Annotated in this window: 11 protein-coding genes; 9 read left to right on the top strand and 2 right to left on the bottom strand. The window is 33.8% G+C overall.

Annotated elements, in window-relative coordinates:
- The first annotated feature begins 2 nt into the window (after positions 1-2).
- Together ACZ2G2_RS00290 and priA are read left to right on the top strand one after the other, a co-directional pair.
- Positions 3-422: a DUF2147 domain-containing protein gene (locus ACZ2G2_RS00290; protein WP_470393346.1), complete on the top strand. Its 420-nt coding sequence runs from the start codon at positions 3-5 to the stop codon at positions 420-422.
- A 23-nt stretch (positions 423-445) separates the two neighbouring features.
- A complete protein-coding gene (priA, locus tag ACZ2G2_RS00285; RefSeq protein WP_470394916.1) occupies positions 446-2,902 on the top strand; it encodes a replication restart helicase PriA in 2,457 nt (818 codons plus the stop codon).
- Positions 2,903-3,009: 107 nt separating this feature from the next.
- Here priA and ACZ2G2_RS00280 read toward each other — a convergent pair whose 3' ends face one another.
- The gene (locus ACZ2G2_RS00280) at positions 3,010-3,705 is read right to left on the bottom strand and encodes a LytR/AlgR family response regulator transcription factor (protein WP_090842260.1); all 696 of its coding nucleotides are present in this window, start codon (positions 3,703-3,705) and stop codon (positions 3,010-3,012) included.
- 212 nt (positions 3,706-3,917) lie between these two features.
- Between ACZ2G2_RS00280 and rpsF the strand changes: the two genes are divergently transcribed.
- The 7 genes from rpsF (at position 3,918) to hisS (ending at position 11,331) form a co-directional block, all read left to right on the top strand.
- Positions 3,918-4,256, top strand: a complete 339-nt coding sequence (rpsF, locus tag ACZ2G2_RS00275; RefSeq protein ID WP_090842257.1) for a 30S ribosomal protein S6 — start codon at positions 3,918-3,920, stop codon at positions 4,254-4,256.
- Between the two features lie 2 nt (positions 4,257-4,258).
- Positions 4,259-4,555 (top strand): 30S ribosomal protein S18, encoded by a 297-nt coding sequence (rpsR, locus tag ACZ2G2_RS00270; protein WP_090842255.1) that lies wholly within the window; start codon positions 4,259-4,261, stop codon positions 4,553-4,555.
- 13 nt (positions 4,556-4,568) lie between these two features.
- Positions 4,569-5,012: a 50S ribosomal protein L9 gene (gene rplI, locus ACZ2G2_RS00265; protein ID WP_090842253.1), complete on the top strand. Its 444-nt coding sequence runs from the start codon at positions 4,569-4,571 to the stop codon at positions 5,010-5,012.
- A 143-nt stretch (positions 5,013-5,155) separates the two neighbouring features.
- Positions 5,156-8,272: a TonB-dependent receptor gene (locus ACZ2G2_RS00260; protein WP_470393343.1), complete on the top strand. Its 3,117-nt coding sequence runs from the start codon at positions 5,156-5,158 to the stop codon at positions 8,270-8,272.
- Between the two features lie 89 nt (positions 8,273-8,361).
- Positions 8,362-9,297, top strand: coding sequence for a glycerophosphodiester phosphodiesterase family protein (locus ACZ2G2_RS00255; RefSeq protein ID WP_470393341.1), 936 nt, complete (start codon positions 8,362-8,364; stop codon positions 9,295-9,297).
- Between the two features lie 5 nt (positions 9,298-9,302).
- Positions 9,303-9,770, top strand: coding sequence for a DUF6495 family protein (locus tag ACZ2G2_RS00250; RefSeq protein WP_090842247.1), 468 nt, complete (start codon positions 9,303-9,305; stop codon positions 9,768-9,770).
- A gap of 178 nt (positions 9,771-9,948) precedes the next feature.
- Positions 9,949-11,331, top strand: a complete 1,383-nt coding sequence (gene hisS / locus ACZ2G2_RS00245; RefSeq protein WP_090842245.1) for a histidine--tRNA ligase — start codon at positions 9,949-9,951, stop codon at positions 11,329-11,331.
- A gap of 81 nt (positions 11,332-11,412) precedes the next feature.
- Here hisS and ACZ2G2_RS00240 read toward each other — a convergent pair whose 3' ends face one another.
- On the bottom strand, positions 11,413-16,785 hold the full coding sequence (locus ACZ2G2_RS00240; protein WP_470393339.1) for a DUF8202 domain-containing protein: 5,373 nt from the start codon (positions 16,783-16,785) through the stop codon (positions 11,413-11,415).
- Positions 16,786-16,938: the final 153 nt, after the last annotated feature.

Below are 16,938 nucleotides of genomic sequence, written 5' to 3'. Positions count from 1 at the left end.
TTATGAAAAAGTGTAGTGTCGTTTTATTAGTTCTATTATTTAGTTTATCAGCTCAAGCACAAGATGTTTTTGGTCAATGGAAAACTATTGATGACGAAACAGGTGAAGCAAAATCAATTGTAGAAGTCTATGAAAAAGACGGAAAAGTATATGGTAAAATCATTGAAATTTTTAATAAAGACAGACGTGATTTACCATGTGTAAAATGTGAAGGTGACGATTATAATCAACCAATTTTAGGTTTGGATATAATTAAGGAAATGACTAAAGATGGTAAGTACTATAAAAACGGGACTGTTGTAGACCCTCAAAGTGGTAAAGTTTACGACTTAAGATTAGCAGTTACAGAAGACGATACACTTCAAGTTAGAGGTTATATTGGTTTTTTCTACTCTACTCAATATTGGGAACGTATAAAATAATTACCAATTAAAAAGGCCAATATATTTTGCATTATATAGATGTTATATTACCCATTCCTCTAGAAAACCGTTTTACATATAGTATAACGGAGGCAGAGAGTGGGTTTTTAAGTATCGGAATGCGTGTGTCTATCCCTTTTGGGAAATCAAAAATATACACAGGAATTGTCGCGTCAATCCATCAAGTAAAGCCTTTAATTTATGAGGCAAAGCAAATCCATCAAATTCTTGACGAAACACCAATAGTTACAAAAATGCAATTGCAATTATGGCAATGGATTGCTAAATACTATATGTGTACAGAAGGCGAGGTTATGCGTGCGGCATTACCAAATGCTTTTTTGCTTGAAAGCGAAACCATTATAAGTAAGAATAATGCTATTGAATTAAATGAAACAGATTTAAAAGACGACGAGTATCTTATTTACGAAGCATTACAACGCCAATCATCACTTAAGATTCAGGATATTGCCAACATTTTGGATAAAAAAAATGTGCTTCCTGTAGTAAAACGGTTAGTAGAAAAAGAGGCTATTATTTTAAATGAAGAAATTTACGATAAGTATAAGCCAAAATATGTTAGATATGTTAAGCTAACAGAAGACTATACTACTCCAGAATCTTTAAATCAATTATTAGAAGCATTAAGTAGTAGAGCAAAAAAACAGCGGGATGTTGTTATGACCTTATTTTCTATTTCTGCAAAGACTAAAAAGCCAGTTAAAGTTTCGGATTTAGTGGCAGAAAGTAAAACAACTTCTGCAACAGTAAAAGCGTTAGTTGATAAAGGTGTTTTAGAAGATTATCATATCCAAACAGATCGTGTGGTTTATGATGGAGAAGAGAATGAAGCTTCAAAAGCTTTAAACGAATTTCAAACGGAAGCTTTACAGCAAATTAAGACTAGCTTTAAAACTCAAAACGTCGTGCTTTTACATGGTATAACGTCTTCTGGTAAAACGGAAGTATATGTAAAGCTAATCGAGGAAGTTATCGCAAAAGGACAACAGGTCTTGTATTTATTGCCTGAGATTGCATTGACAACACAGTTGGTTACTAGACTGCAAAACTATTTTGGAGAACAAGTAGCGGTGTTTCATAGCAAATATTCTGCTCATGAGCGTGTTGAGGTTTATAATCAAGTATTAAATAATTCAGCGAAAGCGAAAATAGTTTTAGGCGCTAGATCATCTATATTTTTACCTTTTAAGGATTTGGGATTAATTATAGTGGATGAGGAGCATGAATCTTCTTTTAAGCAATTTGATCCTGCACCACGTTACCACGCGCGTGATGTGTCTGTCGTTTTAGCATCGCTTTTTAAAGCAAAAACACTTTTAGGAAGTGCTACTCCAAGTATTGAGAGCTATTTTAATGCGCAGGAAAATAAATATGGTTTAGTCGAAATTAATAGACGTTATAACAATGTTCAGTTACCAGATATCGAGCTAGTAGATATTAAAGACAAACAGAAGCGTAAAAAAATGAAAGGGCATTTTTCCGATAGATTAATCGAAGAAATGACTGAAGCAATTGCCGATGGACATCAAATTATACTGTTTCAGAATAGAAGAGGGTATTCGCCAATTGTAGAATGTAATACTTGTGGACATTCGCCGCAATGTCCTAATTGTGACGTTAGTTTAACGTATCATCAATTTCGTAAACAGTTGCGTTGTCATTATTGTGGTTATAACAGTGCGATGTTAATTAAATGTATGGCATGTGGGACGCCAGGACTAGACTCTAAAGGTTTTGGAACGGAACAGATTGAAAGTGAGGTTAGACTGCTATTTCCAACCCTTAAAGTAGGGCGTATGGATTTAGACACGACAAGAGGTAAGTTTGGTTACGAAAAAATTATAACTGCTTTTGAGCAGCAAGAGATTGATGTGTTAGTCGGGACACAAATGTTAACTAAAGGATTAGATTTTAGAAACGTTAAGTTAGTTGGTATAATGAATGCCGATAACATGTTAAACTTTCCGGATTTTAGAGCGCATGAAAGAAGTTTTCAGTTAATGTTGCAGGTGTCTGGTAGGGCAGGACGTACCAATAAGCAAGGGAAAGTACTAATTCAGACTTATAATCCATATCATAAAATATTGCAGCAAGTCTCAATAAATGATTATGCCGGGATGTTTAAGGAGCAGCTGGAAGAGCGTTATAATTATAAATACCCACCATATTATAGGTTAATAAAAATTACACTAAAACATCGCGATTATAATAAAGTAGATATGGCAGCAGATTGGTTAGCAAAGTCGCTAACGCAATTGTTTAAACATAATGTTTTAGGACCTGAGTTTCCGCCAATATCTAGAATCCGTAATCAATACCATAAAAATATTTTAATTAAAGTACCGCAAGGTCAGCCATTAGGTAAAACAAAAGAAGCTATTAAAAAAGTAAATACTAGTTTTGCTGCTATTGGAGGTTTTAAAGGAGTACGAGTTATTATTAATGTCGATAATTATTAGAGACGTGCTACTAGTTGTAGTACTTTATAAATTTTACTTCAAATTATGGGACATAAAAAATCCCACTTAAAAAAAGCAGGATTTAATTATATAAAGAATGTAGTTGTTTAGATGCTATTTAAAGCTTCTACTAACTGTGTTTTTTTGTTTCTACTTAAAGGTATTTCGTAAGCACCAACTTCAACATTTTTACTGTTAAATCGGTCTACTTTGTCAAGATTGACAATATATGATTTGTGGATTCTTAAAAACTTACCTTCTGGTAATTCGCTTTCAAAAGCTTTCATTGTAGATAATACAACAAGACTGGTGTCTTCAGTTACTAATTTTACATAGTCACCAAGTGCTTCAATCCATTTAATATCTCTAATGTAAACTTTACGTTTTTTAAGATTACTTTTTACAAATATATGTTCTCCTTCTTCTTGATTAAAATCAAGTTTTAATTTATGGTGCTCTACAGCTTTATCAACTGCTTGGCTAAAACGTTCTCTAGTTATAGGTTTTTGTAAATAATCGGTAGCATCATAATTAAATGCTTTAAATGCGTATTCTGTTTTACCAGTTACAAAAACAATTTGAGGTTTATTATTTAGTACGTCTAGTAATTCAAAACCATTTAATACAGGCATTTCAATATCTAAGAAGATAAGGTCTACCTTATGTGTATTTAATCCGTTTTTAGTCTCTAAAGCACTGCTGTACTCAGCAATCAAGTTTAGATGATTGTTGTTTTCAATTAGCTTTACAATAGACAGTCTTTGTATTGCTGAATCGTCCACTACTACACAATTTAATACCATAGTCTTTATTCTTTATAGGTTAAGTTATCGACAATAGTACAAAAAATCGGGATTAAAACCAAAAAACTCCGCTAAAATGTAAATTTTAACATTTTAAAAAGATTTTATTGAACGCTTTATTTTGTATTAAAAATGATTGAAAAGTACTTGTGGGATTAAATAAAAAGAATTATTTTTGCACTCATTTTTAACACAAATTAAATTAGATTTTTATGAATCATTATGAAACTGTTTTCATCTTAAATCCCGTTTTATCTGAAACACAGATAAAGGAAACAGTACAGAAATACGAAGAATTTCTTGTATCTAGAGGAGCAAAGATGGTATCAAAAGAAGATTGGGGACTTAAGAAGTTAGCTTACCCAATTCAAAACAAAAAAAGTGGATTTTACCACTTATTTGAGTACCAAGTAGAAGGAGAAGTAATCAATCCTTTAGAAGTAGAGTTTAGACGTGATGAGCGTTTTATGCGTTACTTAACTGTAGCTATGGACAAACATGCAGTGTCATGGGCGGAACGTAGAAGAGTTAAATTAAAACAAAAAGCTTAATTATGGCAAGTATAGATCAACAAGCAAAAGGAAAAAAAGAAGGAGAGATCAGATATCTTACACCTTTAAATATTGAAACTAACAAACAAAAGAAATATTGTCGTTTCAAAAAGTCTGGTATCAAGTATGTAGATTACAAAGATGCAGATTGGTTATTAGGTTTTGTTAACGCTCAAGGTAAAATTTTACCAAGACGTTTAACAGGAACTTCATTAAAGTATCAAAGAAAAGTGTCTGTTGCTGTTAAAAGAGCACGTCACTTAGCTTTAATGCCATATGTAGCAGATTTATTAAAATAAAAATATCATAACAATGGAACTTATATTAAAACAAGACGTTGAAAACTTAGGATTTAAAGACGATGTTGTAACGGTAAAGAACGGTTATGGTAGAAACTTTTTAATCCCTACAGGACACGCGATTTTAGCAACTAAATCTGCTATCAAATCGTTAGAAGAAACTTTAAAGCAACGTGCTTACAAAGAAGCTAAAGAGGTTGAACAAGCTAACGTAATTGCTGAAGCAATTAAAGCTTTAGAGATCAAAATAGCTGCTAAAGTTGGACAAGGAGACAAATTATTTGGTTCTGTAAACAACATTGATGTTGCTGAAGCATTAGCTAAAGAAGGTCAAAACATTGAGAAGAAATTTATCTCTGTTACTACAGTTAAGCGTTTAGGTAAATATAACGCAGCAGTACGTTTACATAGATCAGTAAATGTTGATTTAGAATTTGAAGTTGTTGCTCAAGCATAACTAAAAATTGTTGTTAACAATACGTTAATAAATAGTATTCAAATATTAAAGCCACTCTGTAAAGAGTGGCTTTTTTTGTTATATTTTTGTTAAATGTTATGCTTGCATAATATCAAAAACAATCAACACAACAATATAACACAATGAAAAAACTTAACTTAACTATTACTTTATTGTTATTTACAGTACTGAGTTTTGCTCAGGTCACTACATCTAACATTAAAGGTCTTGTTCAGGATGACACCAACGAGCCATTATTTGGTGCCAATGTGGTAGCAGTACATGGTCCAACGGGAACTAAGTATGGCGCTATTACAAACTTAGATGGACGTTACAATTTATTAAATCTTAGAGTAGGTGGACCGTATACGGTATCTATTACTTATGTTGGATTTAAAGAGCAAACATTTACTAATGTATATTTAACATTAGGTAAAACAACAAACTTAGATGCTGCAATGAATGGTAATGCCGAGTCTCTAGATGAGGTTGTTATCACCGGGTCTGCTTCTGGTACGTTTGGAAGTGATAGAACAGGTGCAGAAACTAGTGTTGGAAGACGTGAGTTAACAACGTTGCCAACTATTTCTAGATCTGCTGCAGATTTTACAAGGTTAGAGCCTTCTGCTTCAGGAAACTCTTTTGGAGGTAGAAATGATCAATTTAACAACTTTAGTTTAGATGGTGCAGTTTTTAATAATCCATTTGGATTAGATGCTGCAACTCCGGGAGGTCAAACAGATTCTCAGCCAATATCTTTAGATGCTATTGAGCAGATTCAAGTATCTTTAGCACCTTATGATGTTACATTGTCTGGTTTTACTGGTGCTGCTGTTAATGCGGTAACTAAAAGTGGAACTAATGAGTTTCATGGTACTGTTTATGGTTTTACTAGAAACGAAGACATGACTGGAGGAAAGATTAAAGGAGAAGATGTTTTTCAGTCGGATTTAGAACAAAACCAATATGGTGTTAGTATCGGAGGTCCAATTGTAAAAAATAAATTATTCTTCTTTGCTAACTTTGAAAAGGACGAACGTTCTGATTTAGGTACAAATGGTTTTGTACCAGATACAGGAAGTGGCGCAATTAACGAAACTCGTGTTTTAGAGTCTGATCTATTAATTGTTCAAAATGCATTATTGGACTTAGGATATGATCCAGGACGTTACCAAGGATTTAATTACGATTCAAATTCTACTAAAGGTATCTTTAAGTTAGATTGGAATATTAATGACAATAACCGTTTAGCGGTAATTTATAATTTTTTAAATGCATCTAAACAAAAACCTGCACATCCATCGGCATTAGGTTTTAGAGGACCGGACACAAACACATTACAGTTTGAAAACACAGGATATGAGATCAATAATAACATCAAGTCTTTTCAATTAGAATTAAACTCGACGTTATCTAGTAGCGTAAGTAATAAGTTTCAAATGGGGTATACTCATTTTGACGATTATAGAAATGCATTATCATCACCAGCACCAACAATTACAATTACAAATGGTGGTTCTAATTATATTATTGCAGGACATGAGCCTTTTTCTATTAACAATACATTGGATCAGAAAGTATTTCAATTTTCAAATAACTTAAACTATGTTGAAGGTGATCATACGTATACTGTAGGTTTCTCTTATGAGAAATTTCAGTTTGATAACTCTTTCAATTTAGGAGCTTATGGAGCGCAAGGCGTCTTTTTTCCAACAACAACAATGGACGATTTTCAAAACTTTGCAGATTCAGGACAATTACAAGCATTATTTAACGATGCTGCAGCTGCTAATGCTAGTTTAGAAGCAAATGGTGATGGTGTTGCAGGTGGTTGGGCTTTAGCCGAAACTAATGTAGGACAATTAGCATTTTATCTTCAGGATGAATGGAATGTTACTGAAAACTTTAAATTAACATACGGAGTTAGATTTGACAAGCCATTATTTTTTGACTCATCTTCAAAAGCACAAGATGTTATTGATAGAGCATGTTGTTATGCTCCAGGAATTGAATATGTAAATCCTAATACAGGAGAAGGTGTGTTTTTAGATAACACTAAAATGCCATCAAACAAAGTGTTAATCTCTCCAAGAGTTGGATTTAATTATGATGTAAAAGGAGATAATAGTTTTCAAGTACGTGGTGGAACGGGATTATTTACAGGTCGTTTACCATTTGTATGGTTAGGTAACCAGATTGCTAATCCAGAAGTATTCTTTTACCAAGTAGTAGATCCAGATTTTAAATTCCCTCAAGTATGGAGAACAAATATTGGAGCAGATTACAGATTTGATAATGGTATTGTTGCAACAACAGATATCTCTTATACAAAAGATATTAATGGAGCACACGTGCAAAACTGGGGACTTCGTAATCCTACGGGAACTTTAAATGCACCTGGAGATACAAGAGCAATCTACACATCGGATGATGTTATTAATAATGCTTATGTATTTACAAACTCAAACAAAGGTCGTGTTTGGAACTTTACAGCTAAGGCTCAAAAAACGTTTGATAACGGATTATACACAAGTGTTGCTTATAACTACTTAAACTCTAAGGATGTTAATTCAATTGAAGCAGAAATTACGGGTGATGCATTTGCATTTAATCCAGTAGTTGGTAATGCTAATAACGATGTGTTATCACATTCTAAATACGGAGATACACACCGTTTTATTGGTGTTGCAAGTAAAAAGTTTACTTATGGTAATGATAAATGGGCAACAACAATCTCTACGTTCTTTGAGTACGCTCAAGGTGGACGTTTTAACTACACTTATGGTGGAGATTTAAACGGAGATGGTTCTAACTTAAACGATTTACTTTACGTGCCTACAGCTGCAGAATTACAAGACATGCAATTCTCAGGAGCTGGACAAGCTGAGGCTTTTGAGTCTTTTATTCAACAAGATGATTATTTAAGTGATCGTCGTGGAGACTATGTAGAGCGCTACGGTGCTTTAGCTCCATGGAGAGGACGTTGGGATCTTAAATTACTACAAGACTACAAGTTTAATGTAGGAGGTGGTAAAACTAATACAATACAGTTTAGTGTTGATGTATTAAATGTTGGAAACTTATTAAATAGTGACTGGGGTCTTGTACAACAACCAAGTTCTGTACAACCATTAGGAGTAGATGTTGATACATCTGGTGTGCCAACATATACGTACACAGGAGCAACGGAAACATTTTCTTATAACTCAAGTTTATTATCAAGATGGCAAGCACAATTTGGAGTTAGATACATTTTCTAGTCCATACGTCATAGATATTTTTTAAATTTGCGCTCCTTTTAAGGGGCGCATTTTTTTTTATTCAATATTATAACTTAAAACATTTTTAAATGATTTTTTTATTTCAACGCTTTCGCGGAAACCTTGCCTTTAAAAACATATACTTTGCAGTGCTATTAGTGGCTTTTGTGTCTTGTAAAAAAGAGACAGCTCAAGTATCAAAAACAACTACAGTAGATGCTTCTACACTTAAACAATCGGCGTTAATCGAAACTTTTAAGTACCAGCCAGAGCAAGAGTTAATTATTAGTGTGCACAGAGGTGGTAAAGGTTTAAAGCATTATCCTGAAAACTGTTTAGAAACTTTAAAATATATAAATGATAGTATTCCTGCTATCTATGAAATTGACATCGCGCAGACTAGAGATAATGTATTAGTATTAATGCATGATAATACATTAGAGCGTACCACTACTGGAACAGATAAATTAAACAAGTATACTTACCAAGAGTTGCAAGCCTTTAATTTAGAAGATGATTATGGTAATGAGACAGCATTTAAAATACCAACGTTAAAAGCGGTCTTACTTTGGGCTAAAGAAAAAAACGTAGTACTTACATTGGATAAGAAAAAGAGTGTCTCTTTTGACGCTATTGTAGCTTTAGTAAAGCAAGTAGAAGCAGAAGATGTCTCAATAATTATTACATACGATTTAAAGCAAGCGGAAGAAGCATACGGTTTAGCGCCTAATTTAATGTTATCTGTATCTGCTAGAAATCAAAAAGAATTAGATTGGTTATTAAATTCAAAAATACCAACACAAAATATGTTAGCATTTACGGGGACAAGATTATCTCCAAACTACTTTTATAAAACAGTACAATCACACGGTATAAAAACCATGTTAGGTACGTTAGGAAACTTAGATAAGCAAGCAGAGGCAAAAGGAGAGATGCCATATACGTTATGGAGAGATAAAGGAATAGATCTTTTTGCAACTGATAGACCTTTTGAAGTAGCTAAAGCATTAAATATTAAGAAATAGAGAAGATGAAGTATTCTAGACTTACAAAAGAACAATTTGAAGAATTACATAAAGAGTTTATTAACTTTTTAGCAACGCAAACCATTACCGCAGACGAGTGGGATAAACTTAAAACTGAAAAGCCTGAAGTTGCAGAGCAAGAATTAGATGTGTTTAGCGACTTGGTTTGGGAAGGTGTCTTATCTACTGTGAAGTATGTTGAGCAGATATCGGAGCACAACATACATTTGTTTGTGTTTAACGAAGATCACATGCATGTTATTGGAATTAAAATAGATGGACCTATAGATGTAACAACAACTGATGGGTTTAATTGGTTGCGCGAAAATTTAATGGACGATACGGTTACATTTACTCAAGGTAAAAAAGACTATTCTGAAGATAAAAACTTAGATAAATTTAAGTTGATCCAATCCGGAAGTGCAATTACAAAAGGGGAGTTGTATGAGTATTTTAACAAGTTAATCAACTAAGACATTCGTAATTAGTAAAAACGTATTACAGGCTTGTTGTGGTAGGTAATAGTGTTTTTTCTTCTAAAGGGACACAAAGACAACAGTATTATATATTTTTGTCAAGCCTACAGTAGTAGGTTCTATTTTAAAATTATAAGTAATCATTAAAAATAGTTCTGCTTCGGCAGAAAATATTATGGCACAAAAACCAAGCATACCAAAAGGAACAAGAGATTTTAATCCAGAACAAGTAGCAAAACGTAACTACATTTTTAGTACTATTAAGTCTAAATTTGAGCGTTTTGGGTTTCAACCTATAGAAACACCAAGTTTTGAAAACTCGGATACCTTAATGGGTAAATATGGAGAAGAAGGTGACCGTTTGATTTTTAAAATTTTGAATAGTGGTGATTATTTGTCAAAAGTAAATGATGACTTATATACTGAGAAAAATTCAAATAAAATAACAACTAAAATATCAGAGAAAGCATTGCGTTATGATCTTACAGTACCATTTGCAAGATACGTGGTACAACATCAAAACGATATAGAGTTTCCATTTAAACGTTATCAAATGCAGCCCGTATGGCGTGCAGATAGACCTCAAAAAGGACGTTTTAGAGAGTTTTATCAATGTGATGCAGATGTTGTAGGAAGTGATAGTTTATGGCAAGAGGTTGAGTTTGTACAATTGTATGACGAGGTCTTTACTGCTTTAAAACTAGAAGGTGCGACTATTAAAATTAATAATCGTAAAATACTTTCTGGTATTGCAGAAGTTATTGGAGCAAGTGATAAGTTAATTGATTTTACTGTTGCTTTAGATAAATTAGATAAAATAGGAGAGGAAAAGGTAAAAGAAGAAATGCTTGGTAAAGGTATTTCTGAAGCTGGTATTGCTAAGCTTCAACCGTTGTTTACATTAACTGGCGATTTTGGTTCTCAAATAGCCAGTTTAAAATCAATATTATCAACGTCTGAAGAAGGTCAAAAGGGTATTGAAGAATTAGATTTTATTAATACTGCAATTTCTACTTTAGGTTTAAAATCTGCAAAGTTGCAATTAGATGTAACTTTGGCTAGAGGGTTAAATTACTATACAGGTGCTATTTTTGAAGTATCTGCACCAGAAGGTGTGGCTATGGGATCTATTGGTGGAGGTGGAAGATACGATGACTTAACAGGTATCTTTGGTCTTAAAAATGTTAGTGGAGTAGGTATCAGTTTTGGATTAGATCGTATTTACTTAGTTTTGGAAGAATTAGGATTGTTTCCAGAAACTATAACTAAATCTACTGAGGTTATCTTTATTAACTTTGGAGATAACGAAGCTTTGTTCTGCTTAAAAGCTGTAAAAGCATTAAGAGAAGCTGGTATAAATGCTGAGTTGTATCCTGATAAGATTACAAACGGAAAACACATGAAAAAACAAATGAATTATGCTAACAAGCGTAACATTCCTTTTGTTGTTTTAGTTGGTGAAGAAGAATTGAAAAACAGCCAGTTTACTTTAAAAAATATGGTATCTGGAACACAAGATACTGTTGACTTAGAAACAATGATTTCTAAAATAAAATAAAAGGTAACTCTTTATAATAGTAAAAGCCGAAACGCAAGTTTCGGCTTTTTTAGTAAATGAGAATTAATTTGGGGTATTCACTTACTCAACTAAAACTTTTTTAGATAGTTCTCCATTATCTGTTTTTAACTTAATAATATAGGTTCCTGTGCTAAGTCTACCTGTTTTTAATTCGATATAATCTTGAGTTTCTAAATCTGAAAAATCAGCAATAAGTTGTCCTAATATGTTATAAAGATTTACAGATGTTATACTATTTAATTTAGGATTGCTTACAACAATACTATTACTGCTGTTGGCGTAATAAGTATTTAGTGTAGTTTCTAAAGTAAGATCCTCAATTCCTAAAGTTTCTGAAGCACTAAAGACTAGTTCAAACCTATCAGTATATTCTCCTGCGGCTAATTGTATTGTAAAATCAGATGCTCTTAAATCGCTATAAGTGGCATTTAAAATATCATGTATATAAATGTCTAAGTCAGAAGGCACGTTTTCTAGCGCATCAATCGTAATCGTGTTGTTCCCGTCTAAGTTAGTTTTTAGTATTAAAGGTAATACTGTGCTAGTGTTAATTACATCAATCCCTTGTATGATGTAATTACCGTTGTTAATATCCCAGTACATATCATCAATTTGGTTTTCTGTACTTTCACCATCATAGCCCCAATCATAACCAGAAGTAGCATTGGGATCTTGAGTTACTAGCAATTGTCTGTGTATTCCGTTAACGGAATTTAAGCCTAATCTAATTTTTAACCTTTCGTCAGAATTATAGTTGTCAGCAGTTGTATTGTCAACATCTTGCCTTACAAATACTGAAGATCCACTGCCTTCTTTTTCAAAGACACGTTGATTATTATTAAACTTTAAAGTACCAGTATTTTCACTTTTCACAAAGAAACCTTGTGCTACGGGAATATAACGACCCGGTAATTTTGATGGAGTACCACCAGTCGCTACTAGTGGGTCATTTGTACCATAACTTGCAGCGGGTGTTGCTCCGGATAGATTGTAAGAGGCATAACCACCTTGGTATTGTGCTAAATTATGAGAGCCACCTCCCCAATGTTCCCAATAATATAATGTTCCTGTTGTGCTTCCTGTACCTTCAATGGTAGGCCCGTTATCTAAAATAAACTGATGTGCATCTATTGCAGATGCATAAGGGTTTCCAATTAGGTACTCGTTAGCAGCTGTAATAGGAAGTGTTATTTCGCCATTGTTAGGTTTTCCTTGGAAGACATAGTTTTGTTCTGTTAGTACATTTCCATTAGTGTTATTTACTCCTTTTAGTGTAAATCCTTCCCCTGTATTTAAAGATCCTGTACTTCTTACATGTTGCCAATCGGCATAAGCTCCAGATTGATTAGCGTATTTCCATATCCAATAATCAGCGATTCCAATTGGGGTACCTGATGTACCGTCATAACTGTTTGTAATAAAGTTAATATCTACTGGTGCTGCAGGATTACTACCGTCTTTAAAAATTGTAGGTACCGTGTAGCTATTATTGTTACTAGTTGTATTTGTTACGCCTACAGGAGATGACCAATAATTATAAGTGTATAAATCTTGTGTTCCTTGTTGGTCGCGTTCTAGAGTTCCGGAACTGGTGCTGTCTAAATCACTTTCAAAAGTTTGTATTAATTGAGATTCGCCTTGTAAATCAATTTTACCATCTATTTTTAAATAATGCGTGATAGTTAAACCATTTCCAGAGTTAGTTGCAGTAGCACCATCTGCAGTTAAAATGTTGTTTTGTACATTTAAAGCTAAAATAGTCCTGTTGTTTTTATTTATTGAAGGCAAAGTTGCATTGTCTAAGGTAACGTTGTGGTTGGTGTTAACTATATTCCAGTCTATGGTAATATTTGGGTCCACTAAAGATTGTGATCCTGGGATATACCACTCGGTACCACTTGCCCAACTATTAGTGTTGTCCCAGTTACCATCTGCTGAGGTGTTGTAGGGTAGTGGAGAGGATTGAAACTCTAAAGTAAACTTACTAGGGTCTGTTAAGCTACCTCTATTGCCATTTCCAGAAACATCGTTAAGATGGGTTCCGATATAAGAGTTCATGTTGTAATACGCCTTAAGATTGGTCCAGTTGATACTGTTAATATCATTTTTGGTAATTGTATTTGGTACAATAGCGCCATTAACAACTGTTCCTGCTTTTTCAAGTTCTTGGTTCATAACATAGCGCAGTTGCGTAATAGAAAGCGCTTGATCCCAGATTCTAACCTCATCAATATCTCCTTTAAAAAAATCTAAAACATTTGTTTTGTCAATATAAATGGCGCCAATAGCAAAGTCAGAACCATTAGGAGTCGGGTTAATTAATGTTTTTGTAGTATCCAAAACCCCATCAATGTATAATTTAGCAATGCCATTGTCGTAAACACAGGCGACGTGATGCCATACATTATTTGGAATTGTAGTATTGGATTCTATTCTTCCTGAAGCGGTAGTTCCTATTGTAAAACTTACTAAGTTGCTATCTGTTAAAAAGAATTTATACCCATCAACACCATCATTTTTTGCAACTATAGTTTTGTCTGAAGCTAGGGCGTTTGAACCATTTGTTTTTACCCAAGCGGAAGCAGTAAAATCTCCAGCTAAATCTATTTTGTCTCCAACTAGTGTAAAATTATCTATACCGTCAAAGCCTAAATGTCTTGATTTTATTTCTTCATGTGCTACTCCAAAAGTGAAATATTTTGTTCCATCAAAATCATAACTACCTTCTTTAGTTGGGATACCATTAAAAGTATTGGAGTCTAAAAATACTGTTTGCAGATTGGTTGAAAAACCAGCATCATCAGAAACTAATAGTACGTAGGCATCGTTTCCTGTTAAAGGCGGTAAACCTGCAAGATCTGTATCAAATACTGATACCTCAACTTTTCCAATATCATCACCAGCAGTTTCAACTATTTTCCATTTTCTGTTCATTACATCTGTAATGGTAGTAACAGTTGCAGGTCCTAAGCTAACTGTAATTGAGCTTCCTGAGGTACTTGTGTTTTGTCCATCATTACCCCAAACTAAAAATTCATTACTAGTGTTAAATGCACTGGTGTTGAGGTTGTTTGTTGTTTCTGTATTAGTTAATGATATTGCAACAATACTTGAGTTGTTGACACTTTTAGATTGTTTTTGGGTTAAGTCAGAATCGTCATCTCTTCCAATTCCTGCAATATCATAGTTAAAACCTGAGTTAGCAGAAGTATCCCAAATTACGGATCCGTTTGAGGCAACGTAATCTTGTGACGTTCCGTTAACACCTAATGTTACTCCGTATTTAATAGCAAGATAAGATTGTATTTTATTACGTTCGTCTAATAAGTTTGCATCGTTTTTACGAGAGGAAAATGAGATTATTTCTACTATTCTAGCATTTGTTGCTGCTTCATAACCTTCACTTCTTCCAATCCAATAACGAGAATTATTTACATTTGAAAAATCTGAAATATCATTCTGTACGGTTTCAACATTATTAGCATTGTAAAACAACTCTTGTCTAGTTAAAGCGCTATTGTTTCTGGCGTTTAATATTCCTACATTATTATAGTTGTTTGACGTGTTGTTGTCAGCGACACCGTATCCAGTGTATGGTGATGTTGCAGTTGTTGGTCCTACGCAATACGCAAAGACTTCATTAGTAAATCTTGCAGAGTAACGCCCGTATCCAAACCCTGTAACGTCTACTGTATTTGTATTAATATCTTCGTCTCCACAAAATACATCCATATTACCAAATGTTGCATTTATATTAGTGTCAGGTAAAATAACAGCAAACATATCTTGAGTGTAAAAACCGGTTCCTCCTTCTAAGAAATCTCCATTTGTACTGTCGTAAGAGTAATCATCATCTGTTGGGGCTAGTGTATAAGAGCTATCAAAGTCTAAGACTGCATTAAAATTAACGTTGTAATCAGGATGGTCTCTGTATGTTGGCTCTTGTCCCGCGGTATTTACTGTAGCGTTATTTGTATTTGCTTGATCATACCATGTTGTTATAGGTTGGTTATCGCTAACACCAGCACCATCATTTGCTTTTAGCCATGTTTCTAAGTTAGCAGTAATACCTCCTGGTCCATTGGTTACTGATGATGTTGTACCGTACCCTTGGATGTAAAAAACATAAGGGTTTTCGTTAGAATCGTTATTTGCTATTGTCAGTATTGCAGATCTTAATCCGTTGGCAGAAGGATCAAAAGTAATGTCAAAACTAGTCGTATTTCCGGCAGCTATAACAGAAGTAGGAGTTGTTGTTAGCGTAAAGTCTGAAGTGTTTGCTCCTGTTATTGTTACATATGGGGATAAACCTGTTAAGTTTAATGGAAGTGTTCCATCATTATTAATTAAGAATGTTTTAGTAGCGTTTCCTGTAGTAACATTTGTAGATCCAAAATCGGTGTTGTCTGAAGTGTTTGGTGTTGTGTCTCCATTGATTATGCTAATGCTATTTCCTGTAATATCTATTTCAGGTAATGGTGTTGTGGTAGCAATAAGAGAAATATCGTCAATAGCGATGTCGCTTCTAAAACCATTACCTGTTGTTCCTGAAAATCTTAGGTTAATACTTTGTCCAACGTATGCACTTAAATCTAATGTAACCACAGCCCATGAAGCACCATTGCTAGTTTGCACTTGACCAGATTGTGACCAGATGTTGTTAGGATAGGTTGCGCCGTTATTTGTACTTAAGTCTACATTTAGATTTCCAGTAGCGCTACCATACATGTGATAGTAAAATGAGAATACCGGATTGCTGGCACCGGATAAGTCAAAACATGGGCTTATTAAATTAGCGGTACTGTTATTATAATCAGTTGCTTCTGTGTATAAATAATAGTTGCCATCATTAGCAGTTGAAGGCCCGGTGTTACTAGATGGTGTGCCATTAGCATCTCGTGTCCAATTCATGTTGTCTCCTGTATCTTGAGACCAATCTCCTAAACCAGATTCAAAACTTTCAGTGTATGGAAAGGTTGTAATAACAGAAGTACAGGTAGCGCTGCATCCTCCAGAAACATTAAAATATAAGGTTGTTCCGCCTGAGTTTGCACTGTTACCTGAATTTGTTAATACAGTTGTACCGCTTGAGGTTATGGTAATATTGGAGGCGCCGCCATTCCACCCATCATTATATGTGTCGTAGATAGTAGCATAATAGTTGTTTCCGTCAAGTAAGCAGCTTAAATCTAAGGTTGTTGAATAAGACGAATTTGAAGCGCCAGTATAACCATCATCAATAGTAGCTAATAATGTACCTGAAGGATTATATATTTGCACCCTATTTTCTGAAGACCATTCGGGCCAATTTACTGTTACTTGAACTGCTGAGGTTTGTGCATAGGTTAAAGAGAAACTTAAAAACAAAACAGTAAACATCATGTTTTTACATAATGTTTTAGCTAGTAATACTTTAGGAGTATAGTTTTTCATAAGTAGGATTTTAGTTTAGTTGGGGAACTAATATTTAAATCGGGATAAAACTACCTATAAATTAGATGAATAACAAAATTATTCGATGAAATACATCTTTAATACTGCTTTGTGATTTGTTTAGACGTTTAAGTGTTTTTTAATACAGTTGAA

The sequence above is a fragment of the Olleya sp. KKT75 genome (assembly GCF_055635485.1).
The sequence above is the reverse complement of the archived record's forward strand: the minus strand, read 5'-3'. Positions and strand labels throughout refer to the sequence as shown.

Coding starts and splice junctions, on each gene's coding strand:
- ACZ2G2_RS00290 (WP_470393346.1), top strand. CDS start 3: ATGAAAAAGTGTAGTGTCGTTTTATTAGTTCTATTATTTAGTTTATCA.
- ACZ2G2_RS00280 (WP_090842260.1), bottom strand. CDS start 3,705: ATGGTATTAAATTGTGTAGTAGTGGACGATTCAGCAATACAAAGACTG.
- rpsF (WP_090842257.1), top strand. CDS start 3,918: ATGAATCATTATGAAACTGTTTTCATCTTAAATCCCGTTTTATCTGAA.
- rpsR (WP_090842255.1), top strand. CDS start 4,259: ATGGCAAGTATAGATCAACAAGCAAAAGGAAAAAAAGAAGGAGAGATC.
- rplI (WP_090842253.1), top strand. CDS start 4,569: ATGGAACTTATATTAAAACAAGACGTTGAAAACTTAGGATTTAAAGAC.
- ACZ2G2_RS00260 (WP_470393343.1), top strand. CDS start 5,156: ATGAAAAAACTTAACTTAACTATTACTTTATTGTTATTTACAGTACTG.
- ACZ2G2_RS00255 (WP_470393341.1), top strand. CDS start 8,362: ATGATTTTTTTATTTCAACGCTTTCGCGGAAACCTTGCCTTTAAAAAC.
- ACZ2G2_RS00250 (WP_090842247.1), top strand. CDS start 9,303: ATGAAGTATTCTAGACTTACAAAAGAACAATTTGAAGAATTACATAAA.
- hisS (WP_090842245.1), top strand. CDS start 9,949: ATGGCACAAAAACCAAGCATACCAAAAGGAACAAGAGATTTTAATCCA.
- ACZ2G2_RS00240 (WP_470393339.1), bottom strand. CDS start 16,785: ATGAAAAACTATACTCCTAAAGTATTACTAGCTAAAACATTATGTAAA.